We start from the raw sequence: 17682 nt of genomic DNA, 5'->3' as shown, positions 1-17682 counted from the left end.
GAGAAATCCTTTAAAAGAATTCGCGTTCAAGTTTATCCAATAGTTTCTGCATATCATTAAATGCGCCTATTGTAGAATCATCTAGTTTATCTTGACCACAATTTTGTATATAAGTTTGTGTGGATGCAATGGTAGTCACCAAAGAAGTTGCAATTAAAGAATTTTCATTGTCAGTTAATTCCACATTATTCATTTTTATCTCTCCTTTCAATCCTCAATGTGTTTTGTTTACTACGCATTATGGTCCATTAACGAAACTATCAATTGTAATTTCGATACCTAAGAAACTCTGTAATTTTTATTTAACTTCTAATAAATGACGTTTAGCTTCATAACTACCATGAACAGCACTTTTATATCTTTGCCAAGTAGTTATATATTTATTTGTATAAAATATAACTACTACAAATATTATTAGTGCTAACCGTTCACTCATATCGAATTCGAAGTTTAAAGAAGTAACATTTGAAAAGATTTTCGATAAATTTATTTTTAGTATTTTCGTGAAATATTCAACTGATACTATAACTATTGGTATGGGAGAAAAGGTATTGAGATTACTCAATTTTTGTTTCTGAATTTCAACACTTTTTTCATAGGCTAATAAATATTGTTCCAGCATTATTATTTGTGAACCCATTTTAGCTTTATATAGCTTGTCTGATCTCTCAGAATTCTTCATGTAATCTTTGTATCGTTTGATACCTTTAAAAATCATCCCAATTAATATAGCTGATATTACAAATTTAAAACTTCCACTCTTAGTATTAAAGTCATCTCTAAATACTACAAAAAGTGAAAAACCAATTACTAAGGAAAAAGCCCATTCTATAAATATTTTATTAAGAATGTACTTTCTCCTGTCTCGTTTTTCATCACACATTATATACACTCCCTCTTTACCCAATGTATCGGTAAAGAAGGGTGAATTTCAAAGCATAAAAAATAACGGTAGCTTATGCTACGTCTACCTCACAATCTCATTCCGCACCCCGGCCAACTCCTGCTTGGAGATAGAAAAGAGCATCGATAACGACACTCCCGCACGACGCATTATAGTCCAAATACGAAATAAAAAAGACCATCAGTAGACGGATCTCTTGTGGTTCAACTAACTCCCATTTAGTTTAAGTACATTCACAAGGAGCAATAAGTATTAATAATCTCAGAGCTTAAATTGATCGCCAACAACATTTTTCCTTTTTATTCCACCTTTAATTAATTCTTTCAGGTAGACAAGAGTAGTGCTAACGAAAATCATCATGTAAATATAGCTTGTACTATCTAAATAGGCTTGAAATCGATTACTTCCTTTAGGTACTTCTAATGGAAAAGCAATAGAGGCTGCTGCGTCTCCAATTACAAGAATTGTTGTAATCGTTGCTATAATCGCATAGAGCTTCTCTAAGTCGTAGATTTTATTTAATTCTTGTTCAGGTTCTTGTAATTTACTAAGTTCACCTTTTTGTAGTTTTTGAACTGATCTATCAAAAAAATTTTCTAGTTTAGAGTAAAATTTATAATGTATGTCTATAACAAGGATTATACAAAGGGTTATCATCATTATCACGAATATATCGCTTTCTGAAAGCAATGTTTTTTCTATAATTAAAGCAGTTGTAGGTAATCCAATGATGAAATATGCTAAAGTTTGAACAAATGCTCCCAAATAATACAAACATAAAAATAGGATAAAATTTAGCTTGTTAAACTTTATTGAAGAGAAAAATACATATTTGGGACTCCCCAAAAATAGTGCTGCAATAATATATAAGACACAAGCACTAGGAATACTTACCAATGTTATTTCACTCAAGTCCGTGACTATTTCTTCTTGTTTCATCACCCAATCATGACCCTTAATAAAAGCAATTATTATGAGGACAAAACAGATAAACATGATTGTAATTAGTATTTTTCCTATGCGCCTGTATCGTTTGTCAGCTTTGGTATTGAAATCAAGTTTTCCTATGTGAAAACCTCCATATCCTTTTGCATTATTGCACTAATATTTCGACCATAATTTAGTGATTATCTTCTCCTTTAATATCCGTCGAGATTTTAATTAGATAAAAGGTTAATGAGGTCTGCTAACATAATTGGACCACGATAGCGGAACCTCAAACATCACTTTTCATCTAAATTTTATATTAATTAACGAATCATTCAATATGATAGTACCATAATTAACCACTTAGCGGTACGCCCATTAGAAGGTCTACCTGATACGCGCGGTGGTCCGAATGTGCAAGAAAACCCCGCCATAATGGCGAGGTCATTTCTCAACAAATTTAAGGAGCTATAACAGTAACTTTTTGAACGGATTTAGATCCATCTTGCATTACAGAATAGAGTGCGTACGATACTCTTGTGCCAGAAGGATAAGAAGCACCAAAACCATCATTGCCTCTGTGCGTTAAATCAGCATACTTTGGAATAGTATCATCAGCTTCTCCCGTTGGAGAAACTAGAATATACATTTCATAGTGCGACCACTGCAAATCAGCATTTCCGGCCCAAGATACCGAAATATCCCCAGATCCAGCGATACCTGGTATAGCTTGTAGATTAATTGCAGGGTTTTCTGGTACTATATTTTCGCTATTCTCGTCTTATACTTTTCAGTTTTATAACGAGCCTTCACCATGCAGGCGACTTTCATCGCACACGGCGATCCGTCAGCGGTAGATCTTCAAAACTTACTTCCCCGTCAAGTAGAATAATCGATTTTCTTTTAATTGTAAACAAAAAATTAACGCTGGCTCATGTCGCACTTTCGAGAGTGCTGAATCAGCATATTAAGCTACATTTACATACTTCACATCAATGAGTTCCATAAGCTCCGTATACTCATCTACACTCAATTGACCAACTACAAATACGACATTCACACGGCGTTCGGCAACCTCTTTCGTGTACACCTTGGCGTTGATCATCTTTCTCCATAAATCAACTGGTTTCATCTTACATTCCCCCTATCATATTCATTTCAAGTAGTGCCGTTTGGTATTGGTTTTCGGTCAATATTTGTTCTTCAATTGTTGGTGCAGACACAGCGGGTGAAAAGTACTTATCTGATGACCAGGTTCCAGAGTCATATTTTCTATGCAATAAATCCATATCCAAGGAATCCACTGCGATGAGTTTAAGGTCTTCGATTTCTTCTCCAGTGCTACTTACGGCTTCACATATGTTTTCGTTGTTCAAGTGTGCGTAAAAATACATAATTTCATCTCCAATTATTTAATGGAACTCAACGACTTCCCAGAAATAGTTGATATCATCTACCCCAGGGGAGTATATAATCAAAGTCGAGGAGTCCTCTAGGTATGATACCGCTGTGCCATTTATGCCCGCAGCCCCAGAGGTTGTTGCTCCAAATGGTTGAGCATTCACAAAGGTCTTAGCTAAATTTACCGGCGATATTGTGATCACTTTACGATTTAATCTGCTGTTTGCAAACCCCCTCTGGACATTTTTTATTCCCGCATTGGCAGGTCTGCTTAGGAGACTGGCAGTGTCATTTTTTATTGACTGGATTTTATCGGTCTGTAGCTTTATTGCATCCTGCGTGACCTTAGTAGGCAATGAAATTTCCGGCATATCAAATCAACTCCGTGTAAACAAATTTTAATCCTGATAAGTCTGATGTCGGAACCATCTGTCCTTGATAGCGTTTTCCCCCATCAATGAAGATACCGTGCGACGCATCATCCGCCGAATGCGTCATAAAAGAAAAGAACAACTACATTGGAAGACCTTAATATTTCTGTTAATAATTGGAGAATGAAGTTCTATTTCTTTCTTCTAGTACTCTATTGCTGCCAGAATGGTCAATCGTTACAACTATTGTTTCTACGGTTATTTAAAATAGATACGGAGTCGTTACCGAAATCGAAACGGTTCACACCGTAGAATTACTATTACGGGACTTAAGAATGTTGCCGTTGTTCCATGCTCATCTAAAAACCAGTATGTAGCAAACCACTATCCATGCTGAAGCTAGTAGCAATGAATTGTGCGGGGCACATGTTCTTAGCGATAGCTGAACCTGAATTCCATATTATAATTAAGCACGCTATCTATGTCACAACCTACACACAGACAGAAAAAGCCCTCTAATCGATTTCTCGATTAGAGGACTCACTTTTTCATTCCCCCAACAACCTCGGCTGCAACTACAAGAACGACTGGAATAATGATTTTCACCCACATTCTCTTTCACCTCCTAAGAATAAAAAAGACCATTCACGTATTTTCACGTGAACGGCCGCTGTTCGATTTATTCTGTTGATTTGTAAGTGCTCGGAAAGCATGCCAAATCTGTTCCTCATCCACACTCCAGCTTTCTCTAATGTTAGCAGGATCTAAAATGCGGTAATGAAGAGTTAATTTGTTTTTTTGTAGTTCCCATCCATTGGAATAGGTAAGTGTTTCCCAGAAGTATTTCCCTCCGAGAGGTTGGAAAGGTATGTTTGGTAATGTCATTTGGTTATTCGCCTTTTCCGACCGTTCCGCAAGTGTTAAAAACGCTCCAATCCCTTGTCGCGCAAGGGATTGGAGCGTTTGACGGTTTTGAAAAATTCACGTTAAAGTTGGTCTTCGCGATCAGCTCGGGCATAGTACGATAGAAACCACAGTGCTCTATACCAACCTTTCGCAGGATGAACAACGAGAGGTATTAAAGAAAATGGATAAAGAACGCGAAGAGAGAAATGAAGGTGAATAGCTTGAAAAACCTTCTACTTTCGCAAGTGAATCCGAAAAATGGGGCGGAGAAATGAAGCCTCTAGGAATGTCTCGTAACGTCGATGAATTAGGTTGAATTGTGATCCCTAAGGAGTTAAGACGAGCATTGGATATTGATACCGGTACTCCTATAGAGGGATTTGTGGAAGATGATATTCTCATCATTCGTAAATTTTCATCCGTTCGTGCCTACATATTCAAAGAGAAGATTTTAAATGAAAATGAAGAGCATTCGAGGGAATCCCCCTTAGCCTACCAGGAGCGAAAGAATGATTAGAAATCCTTAAAGCGAAACAGTGATCTGCTCGTATCCTCTTCTAGAAACTATACATGTATGTTATCCATAATAAACATAACTATACCCCAAAGCATTGTCTGGATTGGCAGAGGATGCTATGTTGTATATTCACGTTCAAATTTATTAGAAAGGTACTGTGACCCCTGCAGCACCCAATAGTTGGAGAAGAAGCCTAACAATTATCCACATAAAAAGGACCGCCTCAGCAATCCTTTCTTTTATCAGCCATTAGCGCCTTTGATTATGTGCACGGTCAATTGTATTTCGTCATACTCTAAAATTTCCACATCATCTGGAATCAAATGCTTGTATGTTCTTAAATAATATTCACCTAGTGTTTCTTGGCGCTTTACACTGTAATCTCTTAAAATATAAAATACTTTACGGTATTCTGCTGGCGCTAGTAAAAAATAGTACATCGCTTCATTCCACACTGTCAACTTGGCACTTAGTACATTATCCTGGTTTAATAAGAACAGCCACACTTCTTCAACTAAAGTTCTTGTTAGTTTAAGTTGAAGAACCGATTAAAAAATACTATGTAGTCAGAATTTATATTTAAAAATATAATTGGCTATAATAATAGCCAATATATTACCAAGGATATTTAATTAGGAAAAAAACACTATACTAGATGTAACATAACATCTAATAAACTGTTTTATTATTTAAATTTATCAGAATTTTATATTCTGCAATTATATTTCAACCTCTGTTTCAGACAAATTCAATGCTTTTCCGCCCACCTTTACCTCAATAATTTCTTTTTCTTGAGTAGTTAACGCTATAACTATTTCTGAAGGTTTTTTCATAGAGTAACCTTGCTCAACAGATATATTAATAACATGTTCAGGTTTGATTTTACCATATTTATACAGATAACATGAAAGGGCACCATTGGATGTACCAGTTGCAGATTCTTCTGGAATTCCATATAAAGGTGCCAAATTTCTACAGTGAGCATTTGAACCCTTTAGTGATTCAAGGGTAAAAATATGATAACCAATGGTATTATATTTACTGCTGATATTTGTTACTTTTTCAAAATCTGGCTTTATAGAATTTAATATATCTAAGTTTCTAATCGGTACAAGTATATCCCTAAGGCCAGTAGATACAATTTGCACTGGTAGATCCCCCAACATATCATCTATAGTAATATTTAAGGAATCTGCAATTTCCTCCTTGTCTATTATTTCATAATAGCTTGGAGCATTTTGATCCATCATGATTAATAGGTCATCCATTACTTCTACATTTAAAATTCCAGCCTTTGTTTCTTGAGAATATTTTCCTGGTTTAATATATCCTTGGCTTGAAAGTGTATAGAACGCTGCTATCGTTGCATGGCCACAAAGATCAACCTCTTCATTAGGTGTAAAGAATCTAACCTTGAAGTCAGCAAGGTCTGACTTCATGACAAAAGCAGTCTCACTAAAACCGATGATACCTGCTATTTTTTTCATATCCTCATCTGATAGATAATCAGCGCTAAGTACCACTCCGGCTGGGTTCCCTCCCTCAATGGATTTTGCAAATGAATTTAATGTATAAACTTTTAACTTCATAATATGATCCCTCCAAATTGTATATCAATTTTACATTTGCACGATTGTCCCAACATTCATTTCTTCTGCTTTTGATACAATATATTTTGAAACTGCAAGATCCTGCAATGCTATGCCAGTACTATCAAAAATCGTAATTTCTTCATCGCTTGTACGTCCTTTCGCATTCCCAAGTATGAATTGTCCGATTTCAGTCAAATTGTTTTTGCCTAATATACCACCCCTTATAGCACTTTGTGTTTCTCCCACTGTCGATGCTTGTGTAATATCATCTACATATACAGAAGCTACCTCAAAGATCTTTTCATCTATTTCCTGTTTTCCAGTCATGTCTGCCCCCACACAGCTGAAATGTATGCCTGGTTTAATCCACTCCTTAAAAATCAATGGTTTTCGCGAAGGCGTTATCGTAATTACTGCATCGGTTTCTTCCAAAGCTTTCACTGGATTTTCTACGGCCACAAACTGCACTGACTCAATTCTTTGTTTCCAGCTCTTATTATAAGTATCGTTGATATCATTTATGATTTTATCTAGTTCCGTCTTTATTGAATTCTGGAATTTTGATGCATTTTCATATTTTACGGGGTCATATATATATACCTTGTTGATTGTCTGAACTTGAGATAGAGTGGCTGCTATTTGAAAAATCGCCTGAACTCCTGTACCTACAATCATTAGTGTTTTTGAATCTTGTTTTGACAGGTGTTTCACTCCTATTGAACCTGCTGCTCCAGTACGCATTCCTGTCAAATAACTTGCGTTGATCATTGCCTTAGGAAACCCATTCTTCAAATCAAATAACATAGTCAGCCCAGTTATAGCTGGAAGCCCTTGATTTTTATTATCACCAAACCATGAAACGAGTTTTAATCCAAACACATCTTCTTCATTAAGCATCCCTGATTTAATATCCATTTCTGCCCTACCCTCAAAAATCACCTCAGATACCATGGAGAATAGTCTCACCTGATTGTTGGCTTTAAGCGCATAGGCTTTTTCTACACATGCTACTGTATTCTTAATATCAAGAATGTTCTTAACATCATTATCACTTAGAATTCTTATTGGTACCATAGTTATCATTCTCCTTTAAAATTTTAATATCTGTTAATGTAATTGTATTTGAACAACAAAAAAAGTCTCCAACCATTCTTGGTTGTTATTTAACCAACCAAACGATATAGTAAAAGTACTATGATTTCGGAGGGATTTTATGTTGGATATCAACTGGAGACCTGATAGAAATAATCCTATGCGATTGAATATACAGATTGTTAACTTCATAAAAGATAAAATAGCAACTGGAGAATGGCCAGTTGGTTACAAATTGCCAAGTCAGCGGACACTTTCTGAAATTTTCTGCGTAAACAGAAGTACCGTAGTATCTGCCCTTGAAGAGCTGGCAGCTGAAGGCCTTATTAGCGGTAATGCTGGTGGAGGTACAAAAGTAATAAACAATACATGGACATTAATGTCCATTAATCATTCACATAATTGGCTTCCCTATATATCTTCGGGATTACATCAAACAAATCAAAATATAATGCAGCAGATCAATCAGGCTGAATTCCAACCTGATATCATCCGAATGGGGTCCTGCGAACCTTCCACTGATTTAATACCTAACAAAATGATTCAGGGCGTACTAAAAAAACTGTCTAAGTCTATGGCATCGCTAGGTTATGAAGAACCAAAAGGAAATATCTATCTAAGAAGAGAGGTATGCACATACCTTAAAACAATAGGAATAGAAGCTGATCCATCCTCAGTTTTGATTACCTCTGGTGTTTTGCAGGCACTGCAGATTATTTCCCTTGGCCTTTTACACAAGAACTCAGTAGTATATGTTGAAAAGCCATCCTACCTATACTCTCTTAGAACCTTTCAATCGTTCGGAATGCAGCCTTCGGGAATTAAGCTGGATGAAGAAGGTATAGAAATAAAAGAATTGGTTGATCGACATAGGCGGAGAAAAGGAGCAATGCTTTTTACAATACCTACTTTTCAAAATCCTACCGGGAGTGTCATGTCACTTGAAAGAAGAAAAGCGCTTGTTGATGCGTGTGATAGGGAACGTTTGCCTATTATCGAGGATGATGTATATAGGGAGCTTTGGTTTGATGAACAACCTCCACAGCCAATAAAGGCATTTGATAACAATGGACTTGTATTATATATTGGTGGAATATCGAAGAATTTAAGTCCTGGTCTCAGGATTGGATGGATTGTTGGATCAGAAAAAGTCATTGAAAGATTGGCAGATATAAAAATGCAAACTGATTATGGAACCAGCTCACTCTCCCAGAATGTAACCACAGAACTATTCTCTAGTGGTCTTTATTATCAGCATAACGATATAATGAGGAAAAATGTTAAGATCCGAAGAGATGTTGCTCTTGAAGCATTAAAGAAATATTTTACCGGCATCGGTACATGGAATATCCCTAGGGGCGGATATTTCATCTGGCTTAAGTTAAATGAAGGTATATCCATGTACCAGCTTTTTACTAAAGCCTTAAGTCGGAAAATACTTGTTCACCCTGGAGATTTGTATGAGTTTCACTCTGATCAATATTTAAGAATTTCTTATTCTTATGCATCCTTAAATGAAATTGACTATGGAATTAAAACTCTTTCAGAATTGGTAGCAGAACAAATTTTTTAAGTTTCATATAGAGATTTAAATATGGCAAATAAATATAAAAATGAGTATTGAATAACCACTGTATGAGATTCGAAAGCATCATCAACTCCTCTAGTTCCTGAAGTTTTGAATCATTAATCTATCTAATTTTCTAAAAACCAATTGTCTTATAACTCAAATAACCTATGCGCAGAACCCGAACCTTAACTGCGTATTTGTCCGCCATCTAAAGCAAACTTCCATCCATTATATAAAGCAAATAAGAGTCATGAGCAAAAATATGCAATTAGATTTGCTTATCTCAAACGTAACAATATAAAAGGAGCAACATCTTTTATGACGTTGCTCTACTTGACTGAAGCACCCGTTAGTTGAAGTGCATTTTTTCACAACCTTTTGGTCTGAACATTAAACATTTAAGAAACACTCTAAAAATATAATTTCTTTTTAACACATAATTGAGGATTCGTGATTAATTTAGCTTTCGCTATTCCTCGCTTAAATCTTAGATTGTTTAACCATTCACAATTGCTTTTGCATTATAATTAGGGTGAATTCTTTCCCCATTTTCTAAAGCCCAATATTCTGTATTCTTTTCCTCGTCAAAAATCCAATTTAGAAAGTCCTCCTGAATACTGTCCATCTTCCTACCTACTTTTGTAGAACAAGAAATGTATTGAATAAAATCGTCACCAAAGTCAATTTGTATAATCATTAGAGTTTTACTCCTTAATATCGTTTTGAACTTAAGGCTATTATAGCACTCCCTATTAAACTAAACTGCCCCGTTAGTAAAAAATGCTCTACTCCTTATTGAAGGTAAGCATCCATTAGTTTAATAAGAACAGAGACGCTTATTAAACAATCGCTCCCTTTAATGGAATGAATGAATAGATTCTATTAGCTGGTTTAGTTGAACAAGGATTATTAAATCTATTATAACTTCTGATCCCATATATAAATCCTTTCTTATTTGATTAATATATGAGAAAACCATGGGTGAGATTCTGGTATAAAAATTCATTCTTACAGTTATCGCCTGTTTGTTTTGGAGCGTCCTGGTACAAGGGCATGCCTTGTGCCAGGGACACTGGAAGGAACTTCGTGTCTACCACAGGGTCAGCGCACGGCAAAGGCCATGTCAATCTGTCTCCCGTGACAACCTATATAATATAATTTCTTTTCTATTTAACGTTGCATTGTCAGGATGATAACTCGTTGAACTAACGTGCTTAGTACTAATATTAGCTCAAAATCAGACATTTTATTATAGGCCTCTAACACATAATTGATGTTCTGCCATTTGTAGAAGACAAACCACTTATCATTTTAACAAGAAGAAATATCTCGTCCATGTTGTAGTATTGGCTTACGTTAAGCTTGTGAAAAAATCATATTCATGTATAATACAATTGATGTATGATACATCAGTTATAGGAGAGTGACCTTTTTGAAAAGAGAAGATGCCTTAAAACTAAGAACAAATATTAAGAAAATGATTATAATAACTGGGGTTTTTGAATCTCAAAATTTGCCCAATGGACATTTTGAAAAACCTTTACCAGCTTCTCAAATGATGGCGTTAGAGGAACTAGAGGTGGAAAAATTAACTGTTTGGCAACTATCCAATAAACTTAGATTAGAGACTTCAACTGTAAGTAGATTGGTTGACAAGTTAGTAAAAAAGGGGCTTATTTATCGTGAAGTAAATGAAAAAAATAGAAGAGAACTTTATCTGCATCTTACAGAAAAAGGTCACATAACTGTTAATCGCTTAAGAGAGCAATCCATTACATTTTATCAAAGTATTCTCGATAATTTATCAGAATCAGAACAAAAAGTAGTTGTGGATGGTTTTAAATTATTTATTGATTCTATCTCTAAGCCTTTTAATTAGAGTGAGGTAAATAAGTCATAAGATTTGGAGGATAAGATGAGTTTGGATTTTGAACGTCCTATTATGGAATTAAAAGAGAAAATTGATGAATTAAAGAAATTTATGAAAGAAAATAATGAAGATTTATTGCCAGAAATTCATGTATTAGAAAAACGTTTAAATAAAATGCAAGATAAAATTTATTCTAATATTACACCTTTTCAACGAGTTCAAATTTCAAGGCTACGTAACCGGCCCACAACATTGGACTATATACCTTTATTGTTTACAAACTTTCTCGAACTTCATGGTGATCGATTGTATGGTGATGATAAAGCAATTATTGGTGGTATTGCAGAATTTAAAGGCATGCCCGTTACGGTTATTGGTCAACAAAGAGGTAGAAATACAAAGGAAAGTATAGAAAGAAATTTTGGAATGGCACATCCAGAAGGTTATAGAAAAGCGCTAAGACTTATGAAACAAGCTGATAAATTTAATCGCCCTATTATTACATTTATTGATACAATAGGCGCCTATCCAGGGAAAGGTTCTGAAGAACGTGGAATTTCTGAAGCTATAGCTCGAAATCTATTTGAAATGGCTACACTTAAAGTACCAATTGTTTGTATTGTAATTGGTGAGGCATCAAGTGGTGGAGCTCTTGGCATTAGTGTCGGTAACCATATCCATATGTTAGAGAATTCATGGTACTCTGTAATTTCGCCAGAAGGAGCAGCATCGATCCTATGGAAGGACGCTAAGTATGCTCCAAAAGCTGCTGAACATATGAAAATTACAGCAAAAGATTTATATCATTTAGGAATTATTGATGAAATCATTCCTGAAGTTAAAGGTGGAGCACAAAATGATGTAAAATCACAGGCAAAAATGATTGAATCTGTAATCGAATCATCTCTAAAAAAATTGATACTCCTATCCTCGGAAGAGCTAATACAACAGCGATATGAAAAGTATAGACAAATAGGTGTGTAGTGCAAAATAGAAGTAGGCGAACTTTAATATAGGTATTCAGGTGTTATTCAACAATTTGGCGCGATTGCGATATAGAGCGATCACTTATAAAGCAATCGCGCCCGATTGCAGAAAATAAAATACTATAAGATAAATTTACCACCATGGTAACAGTAATAAGTGTCAGCTTCGAGTTCTCTGATCTTTGCCAGAGACTGTTCTGCCTTATCAATATCTAAGCAAAAATGCGGGTTAGCTATAACTAATTCTTGATTTTCTTTAACTGATGCATCGCCTGTGATTACACTTTTTACACTCGGAAAATATAATGAAATATGTCCCGACGTATGTCCTGGTGTTGCTATTACTTTACATTTGTTATCTAATATCCTATCACCATCATGTACCTTTTCATCTATGGGGAGATGTTTTAAATTCTTTAGTTGCTGTACAAACCATTCTCCAAACTCTTTTTCCTCATCCGACATGTTTGCTAGCATCTTTTCAGCTTGAACTAAGCGTTCTGACTTCACTTCACCGCTAATATATCTTGATTCAACTTCACTTGATATAATGTTAATCCAAGGAAACTTTTCTTTAAAATCACATAAAGAGCCTATATGATCATCATCATAATGAGTAATAATTATGTTTTTTAGATTTTTTATTTCATAGCCACTTTTCAAAATTTCATTTTCGATTAAAGGTAAGAAATTTGTATACCCCGTATCGACCAAAGTTAGTTCATTATTCAATACAATTAAACTAGGATAAATCCAATTTGTTTGCCCATTGAACTCGAATTCAATTGGTAGCTCTATTATCTCCATTTTCTTCCTCCATCTGTTTGATAAAATAAGGGGAAGCTTATTAATAACATAACAACACCTAGTGCTAAAAAATATAATGGCATCGCAAGGACTGTTCCGTTATGGAAAACGCTCATACCATAGATTGTAGCGCTGACGAGTAAATAATAACCCAGGCTAAATATCGCACCCGCAGAACCAACGACGTCTTGAAAGTCAATAAGCGCTAAGCTTAAACAGTTTGGTAAAGCGGTACCTGTACCAAATAAAATAATGAACACACTAACAATCATGGTTGACATTTTTAATGAACTCGGTAAAAAATATACCAATGTAGCGAGTAATGTACCGATAAGCATAATAGCTAACCCGCATACGATAATCTTCTCGGGTTTTGTGTGGCTAACGAGTCGTTTAGACAGGATCGCACCTGCTATAGAGGCGAGCGCAACGATAATGCCTAAAAAACCATACATCGCACTTGTTAGTGTAAAGTATTGCGTAAAAATAAATGGTGCTTCGGTATAATAGCTAAATAATACACCATTAATACCGCCAATTAATACGCCGTAGCGCCATAGACGCGCATTTGTAATCATTCGCTTTACTATTGGTAGTAAAGGCTTCATTTCGATTGTAGTAAGAGATGTTTCAGGTAAACGTAAAAACGTATAGCAAAATACAAAAATGCTCATAGCCACTAACACTAAAAATACAACTTTAAAGCCATAATAATAATCGGTAAAGCCACCGATTAACGGGCCAATGGCAGGTGTGAAGGAAAGCGCAGCTGAAATTTGAGCAAACAATTCATGACGCTTAACACCAGAAAAACTTTCGCGTAAAATCGTTTGTGTCACGACAGAGCCAACACTTGCACCAAACGCTTGAGTAAAGCGTGCGACTAATAAAACCGTCATTTCATTAGCTACTAAACAAAGTACGTTACCAACAAAATATAAAAACACCCCATAAAGTATTGCCTTGCGACGACCGATTTTATCGGATAAACGCCCAAAGAAAAATACTCCGATGGCAAAAGCGATAAAATACACACTCATCGTAAGCTGTGCATCACTCATAGAAGTTTCAAACGCTTCTGCGATAGAAGGTAATGATGGGCTAAAAATAGTTTCACTAATTTGTGGGAAGCCTACTAATACAATTAGTAATAATAAGCTAGGTGTTTTGTTTCCGATGTTTTTCTTCAAAATAATCCTCTCCTAAATAATTATAGGTTTGAAAGAAAAACATCGTAGCTTGGGAAATGGTGGCTTCACGAGTTTAATTTTTTCTAATTCACTCATGAGTTCACTTCCTTATAAATTAAAAATACATAAAATATTATACCATCAAAAGAGATAAAACAGATTACAATAAATCTCACAATTAGGGAATTTATTTTTCAACAATATGGCCCGATTAAGGAATACTTATTACTTTTTTGATCTTATTAACTTAGTAATGACTAGAAGGATAACTACAATTATTAGAAACAGACCTAAGTAGAATAACCCGGTTCTGATGGGATAGTTTATCGCATATTCTTTTTGAAGCTCCAATAGCTGTTTACTACTTACAAGATCTATATCTTGTATAGGGAAAAATATGGCTCGTAATATAAATCCTATTACTATTAAACAAAATGATAAAAAAGTTAAGCTGTAAAGCGTTATTTTATTGAACATCAATTGCATAATAGCACCTCAGTTTTCTTCCCTACACTTCAAAATGGCCCGTTTGAGGCAATAACCTTTTGCAGTTCCCCTCCCGATAGTAGAATTCATTGGTATAAGTTATGCTATTCGATTGACTTCTCTTTTTTTAAAAAAATTAAAATGACATTCCAAATCAATCCAATAACAATGCATGATATTGAAATGTAAAGTATAAGCCAATAAAAGCCTCCTGCTTGAACCGTGAACTCTGCCAAAATAAATACTATGATTCCAAAAAACAAATACATGTGAGGCAATACAAATCTATCCATTGCTCTTGCCCCTTCCTGATTACCTAGAATGTTCTTATTTAACTGGCCTGTTTCGACGCAGAGGAAGCCTTTCAGAGCGTTACCTCCTCATTCGACTTCTCGATATAACCCTTCCGTTTTCAGGAAACCTAAAACTGACAAATCTTTACCGAAATTGTGTGGCCACTTTTCATTTGAGTTAGGAACATTTCGCACCAATTATCGCTCCCTATAACATAACAAGTCAGTCAATTTGTCTTTAAAAATGTTACTACAACTTTTATAGACCAAATAAATCTGAGGTTTTTATCTTTTTTAAGTCTTTTAAAGTAACAGAACGTCCAGCGTGCCGCGGATCCCCATGCTCAGTAAAAGTGCTAATAGCATTCTTAATGTCTAAAACATATAGATTGTCTTCATGTAATGTAGAAAGTAAATCAACAATGCGCAGAACTTCTTTGTAATAAAACAAATTAGGAATAGTTTTAACTTCTGGTTTCCCCCAAGCTAATACTATTAGGCTCTTATTCTCCATTTTAACTTTCAGCTTGGCTTCATTTAGTTTTTGAACTCTATCTAGAACATTTGCTACGTGTAAATCCCTAATCTTTGTTAAAGTCGATTTTGTATTACTGGCATAAACGGGTAAAACATTACAAATGGTAATATTTTTAATTGGGTGTTTATGTACCTGATAGTCATAAAAAAAATCTATTAGTTTATTAACGGTACTATCTGATATATTCGCGTTGGCTTCTGATGGGTTCATTAATACAATACCTACTGACAAATCCTCTCTTCTGTTAAGAAATGGAATTGTTAAAGAATATCGGACATCTACATCTCCTATAAAAGTTTCTTCATCAATAGCAATTTCAGTTTGATCAACTTTTGTTAAGTCGTACGTTTTAGCCATTTCCCCACTCCTATTTGGTTACTATAAGAAATACAAATTGCTTCACAAAGTAATCTATTTTAATACTTAAACCCTATAATAAAAAATAAATTGAGGAATTAAACTATTCAATTAACTATAGATAGGAAGTACAACCGAGAAACAAATTAAAGAATTCTTAATTTCAAAATAAATATTGTTCAGTATTTATTTTCTACGCTATTTAAAAATTGTTCTATAAATACACGGCCCAATTGTTGAATACTGTGATTAATCTCTTTTATTAGTATTATACCAGAATTGTCCATTTATAAATATTAAAAGAACCTTCATATCAAATGTATCCTTCCCCCCCTATAATCCCAAGACATTAAAATAGATTGTCAATGACTTAATCGCCAAATACCTCAAGTTTTCAACCGTCTTCCTCTGATATGATACTGTTCCTGAAAACTTACAGCATTGTTAAAACTGAAAATGAGAATCACTTGAACCTACTGAACTACCTCATACAATTCCCCAGAAGGGTTCTACAGATCCACAGGCGTTGGATTCATTATTTCCCCGATCAGATAGTTTTGCCAGATGATTGTCACGTGTCAAAGAAATTTAAATAAATCATAACTTAGAGCCCGCATAACAATCTAAGTGGACTCTATTTGGTGCTTGCTTGTCTACAATACTTCCTAAATTAGAAATCGTCCTCACCCGGTTGAATGGATGAGGACGTTACGTGTATTCATGATTATTATATCTACTTGAAATGCTGGTTGATTCGCATGTGAAGGCAAATGAATAGTCCTCTAATAAATGAAAGTAGAGTTGTAAAGGCAAAAAAGAAAAGCCCTAGAACCGATTTCTCGATCAAAGGACCTTCCCTTTCATTCATCTATCAAAATAACTGATCAGTGTCTGAATCGTGCAGTGCGCGTGCTTTTATAACAATATTATGGTCTTGCAAAACCTGTGCCGTCCGCATCAACCTAATGATGCCGTTGAAGAATGACAATGTAGAAACCTAAATAGCTGTTCCTTGCATGCGTCTTCAACTTACATCCATTTGTCATACATTTCTTTTCGTGCGTGGTTAAACAATCTGGCGTACAGTTGAGTGGTCGCTGGCCTCTGGTGTCCAAGCAGCTGTTGAATTGCTTCGCCCGGCATCCCTTTTTGAGCAAGGTGTGCAGCGAACGTATGCCGCAGCATATGTGGATGTACATGAAACCCCAACCGTTCGGAATAGGACTGGAAGTTCGCATTGATCTTTTGATGGCGTATCCGATTAGTTGCGTCATGATTAACGAATACATACGGCAATTCATCGGTCCGACTCGCTAAGTATGCCTGAACATACTGAAGGCTTTCAAGGCTAATCAAGACGATTCTCCCTTGGTTTCCTTTGCCATCCGGGATATGAATACTTCGATCCGTTTCATTGATGTCTTCTTTTTTCATTGCGACCAGCTCACTCATTCGAATCCCTGTCGAAACAAACATTTCGACGATGGCGCGTTCCAACAAACTATGTTGGACACAGGCGCGGAATTGCACAAGTTCAGGTTTCGATAAATAGATTGGTACTTTGTCGGGAATCTTTGGGTACGGGATCGACTGGACGGGATTCGCGGTAATCCAACCTTCTTCCAAACAATACTTAAAATAGGTTTTGACCCCGATTAACTTCGTGCAGATGGTCGTGGGTGTGTACCCTTGTTCCTCCAACCACATCAACCAGTTTCGAATATCCTTTCGGGTGATCTGTTGAAATGGTATCCCCGTCTGTTCGAAAAGTTGAAGAATGTTACTCTGGTACCCCCGGATTGTGCTAGGTGTCAATCGAAGCTGATAATCTTTTTGGAATTGCTCAAGAGTGTCTATCGACATGATTTCCCCCAC

18 protein-coding genes are annotated in these 17682 nt (G+C 35.5%); 4 read left to right on the top strand and 14 right to left on the bottom strand.

What is annotated here, in order from left to right; translation table 11 throughout:
- Positions 1–10: 10 nt before the first annotated feature.
- The 7 genes from N693_RS0115160 to N693_RS19365 all read right to left on the bottom strand — a co-directional run bounded on the left by N693_RS0115160 (position 11) and on the right by N693_RS19365 (position 4488).
- A complete protein-coding gene (locus N693_RS0115160) occupies positions 11–193 on the bottom strand; it encodes a hypothetical protein (RefSeq protein WP_025785681.1) in 183 nt (60 codons plus the stop codon).
- Between the two features lie 105 nt (positions 194–298).
- Positions 299–883: a hypothetical protein gene (locus tag N693_RS0115155; protein ID WP_025785680.1), complete on the bottom strand. Its 585-nt coding sequence runs from the start codon at positions 881–883 to the stop codon at positions 299–301.
- Between the two features lie 282 nt (positions 884–1165).
- On the bottom strand, positions 1166–1846 hold the full coding sequence (locus tag N693_RS0115150) for a hypothetical protein (RefSeq protein ID WP_156028938.1): 681 nt from the start codon (positions 1844–1846) through the stop codon (positions 1166–1168).
- 952 nt (positions 1847–2798) lie between these two features.
- Positions 2799–2963 carry a hypothetical protein gene (locus tag N693_RS20290; protein ID WP_156028937.1) on the bottom strand — a complete coding sequence of 55 codons (165 nt, stop codon included), beginning with the start codon at positions 2961–2963 and terminating at the stop codon, positions 2799–2801.
- A 1-nt stretch (position 2964) separates the two neighbouring features.
- Entirely contained in the window at positions 2965–3225 is a 261-nt protein-coding gene (locus tag N693_RS0115135; RefSeq protein ID WP_025785677.1) for a hypothetical protein, read from the bottom strand.
- A gap of 18 nt (positions 3226–3243) precedes the next feature.
- On the bottom strand, positions 3244–3603 hold the full coding sequence (locus N693_RS0115130) for a hypothetical protein (protein ID WP_025785676.1): 360 nt from the start codon (positions 3601–3603) through the stop codon (positions 3244–3246).
- Positions 3604–4248: 645 nt separating this feature from the next.
- Complete coding sequence (locus N693_RS19365) at positions 4249–4488, bottom strand: hypothetical protein (protein WP_025785675.1); 240 nt, start codon at positions 4486–4488, stop codon at positions 4249–4251.
- A 340-nt stretch (positions 4489–4828) separates the two neighbouring features.
- Here N693_RS19365 and N693_RS20035 point away from each other — a divergent pair, with 340 nt between their 5' ends.
- Complete coding sequence (locus tag N693_RS20035) at positions 4829–5026, top strand: AbrB/MazE/SpoVT family DNA-binding domain-containing protein (protein WP_256378142.1); 198 nt, start codon at positions 4829–4831, stop codon at positions 5024–5026.
- Positions 5027–5745: 719 nt separating this feature from the next.
- Here the strand turns inward: N693_RS20035 and N693_RS0115105 are convergent.
- Positions 5746–6615 carry a PhzF family phenazine biosynthesis protein gene (locus N693_RS0115105; RefSeq protein ID WP_025785673.1) on the bottom strand — a complete coding sequence of 290 codons (870 nt, stop codon included), beginning with the start codon at positions 6613–6615 and terminating at the stop codon, positions 5746–5748.
- Positions 6616–6645: 30 nt separating this feature from the next.
- Positions 6646–7692 (bottom strand): ornithine cyclodeaminase family protein, encoded by a 1047-nt coding sequence (locus tag N693_RS0115100; RefSeq protein WP_025785672.1) that lies wholly within the window; start codon positions 7690–7692, stop codon positions 6646–6648.
- A 139-nt stretch (positions 7693–7831) separates the two neighbouring features.
- Here N693_RS0115100 and N693_RS0115095 point away from each other — a divergent pair, with 139 nt between their 5' ends.
- A complete protein-coding gene (locus N693_RS0115095) occupies positions 7832–9283 on the top strand; it encodes a PLP-dependent aminotransferase family protein (protein ID WP_025785671.1) in 1452 nt (483 codons plus the stop codon).
- Between the two features lie 493 nt (positions 9284–9776).
- On the opposite strand, the gene N693_RS0115090 is transcribed toward N693_RS0115095, so the two are convergent.
- Positions 9777–9977 (bottom strand): hypothetical protein, encoded by a 201-nt coding sequence (locus tag N693_RS0115090; protein ID WP_025785670.1) that lies wholly within the window; start codon positions 9975–9977, stop codon positions 9777–9779.
- Positions 9978–10712: 735 nt separating this feature from the next.
- Between N693_RS0115090 and N693_RS0115085 the strand changes: the two genes are divergently transcribed.
- Positions 10713–11159 (top strand): MarR family winged helix-turn-helix transcriptional regulator, encoded by a 447-nt coding sequence (locus N693_RS0115085; protein WP_025785669.1) that lies wholly within the window; start codon positions 10713–10715, stop codon positions 11157–11159.
- A 36-nt stretch (positions 11160–11195) separates the two neighbouring features.
- Positions 11196–12134, top strand: a complete 939-nt coding sequence (locus N693_RS0115080) for an acetyl-CoA carboxylase carboxyltransferase subunit alpha (RefSeq protein ID WP_025785668.1) — start codon at positions 11196–11198, stop codon at positions 12132–12134.
- Between the two features lie 122 nt (positions 12135–12256).
- Here N693_RS0115080 and N693_RS0115075 read toward each other — a convergent pair whose 3' ends face one another.
- The 4 genes from N693_RS0115075 to N693_RS0115050 all read right to left on the bottom strand — a co-directional run bounded on the left by N693_RS0115075 (position 12257) and on the right by N693_RS0115050 (position 17670).
- On the bottom strand, positions 12257–12943 hold the full coding sequence (locus tag N693_RS0115075; RefSeq protein WP_025785667.1) for an MBL fold metallo-hydrolase: 687 nt from the start codon (positions 12941–12943) through the stop codon (positions 12257–12259).
- A complete protein-coding gene (locus N693_RS0115070; RefSeq protein ID WP_025785666.1) occupies positions 12934–14133 on the bottom strand; it encodes a multidrug effflux MFS transporter in 1200 nt (399 codons plus the stop codon). Before N693_RS0115070 ends, N693_RS0115075 begins: the two co-directional genes overlap by 10 nt.
- A gap of 1038 nt (positions 14134–15171) precedes the next feature.
- Positions 15172–15807, bottom strand: a complete 636-nt coding sequence (locus N693_RS0115055; protein ID WP_025785663.1) for a DUF1643 domain-containing protein — start codon at positions 15805–15807, stop codon at positions 15172–15174.
- 1029 nt (positions 15808–16836) lie between these two features.
- Positions 16837–17670 carry a tyrosine-type recombinase/integrase gene (locus tag N693_RS0115050; protein ID WP_025785662.1) on the bottom strand — a complete coding sequence of 278 codons (834 nt, stop codon included), beginning with the start codon at positions 17668–17670 and terminating at the stop codon, positions 16837–16839.
- Positions 17671–17682 lie beyond the last annotated feature (12 nt).

It is taken from the genome of Sporosarcina sp. D27 (genome assembly GCF_000586555.1).
Classification (GTDB): Bacteria; Bacillota; Bacilli; order Bacillales_A; family Planococcaceae; genus Sporosarcina.
Note: the sequence above shows the minus strand (reverse complement) of the source record. Positions and strands in the feature narration are given on the sequence as shown.

What these genes read in the sequence shown, in the direction of transcription:
- N693_RS0115090 (WP_025785670.1), bottom strand. Translation starts at nt 9,977, where the DNA reads ATGATTATACAAATTGACTTTGGTGACGATTTTATTCAATACATTTCT.
- N693_RS0115160 (WP_025785681.1), bottom strand. Translation starts at nt 193, where the DNA reads ATGAATAATGTGGAATTAACTGACAATGAAAATTCTTTAATTGCAACT.
- N693_RS0115095 (WP_025785671.1), top strand. Translation starts at nt 7,832, where the DNA reads ATGTTGGATATCAACTGGAGACCTGATAGAAATAATCCTATGCGATTG.
- N693_RS0115130 (WP_025785676.1), bottom strand. Translation starts at nt 3,603, where the DNA reads ATGCCGGAAATTTCATTGCCTACTAAGGTCACGCAGGATGCAATAAAG.
- N693_RS20290 (WP_156028937.1), bottom strand. Translation starts at nt 2,963, where the DNA reads ATGAAACCAGTTGATTTATGGAGAAAGATGATCAACGCCAAGGTGTAC.
- N693_RS19365 (WP_025785675.1), bottom strand. Translation starts at nt 4,488, where the DNA reads ATGACATTACCAAACATACCTTTCCAACCTCTCGGAGGGAAATACTTC.
- N693_RS0115155 (WP_025785680.1), bottom strand. Translation starts at nt 883, where the DNA reads ATGTGTGATGAAAAACGAGACAGGAGAAAGTACATTCTTAATAAAATA.
- N693_RS0115055 (WP_025785663.1), bottom strand. Translation starts at nt 15,807, where the DNA reads ATGGCTAAAACGTACGACTTAACAAAAGTTGATCAAACTGAAATTGCT.
- N693_RS0115100 (WP_025785672.1), bottom strand. Translation starts at nt 7,692, where the DNA reads ATGGTACCAATAAGAATTCTAAGTGATAATGATGTTAAGAACATTCTT.
- N693_RS0115050 (WP_025785662.1), bottom strand. Translation starts at nt 17,670, where the DNA reads ATGTCGATAGACACTCTTGAGCAATTCCAAAAAGATTATCAGCTTCGA.
- N693_RS0115105 (WP_025785673.1), bottom strand. Translation starts at nt 6,615, where the DNA reads ATGAAGTTAAAAGTTTATACATTAAATTCATTTGCAAAATCCATTGAG.
- N693_RS0115080 (WP_025785668.1), top strand. Translation starts at nt 11,196, where the DNA reads ATGAGTTTGGATTTTGAACGTCCTATTATGGAATTAAAAGAGAAAATT.
- N693_RS0115135 (WP_025785677.1), bottom strand. Translation starts at nt 3,225, where the DNA reads ATGTATTTTTACGCACACTTGAACAACGAAAACATATGTGAAGCCGTA.
- N693_RS0115075 (WP_025785667.1), bottom strand. Translation starts at nt 12,943, where the DNA reads ATGGAGATAATAGAGCTACCAATTGAATTCGAGTTCAATGGGCAAACA.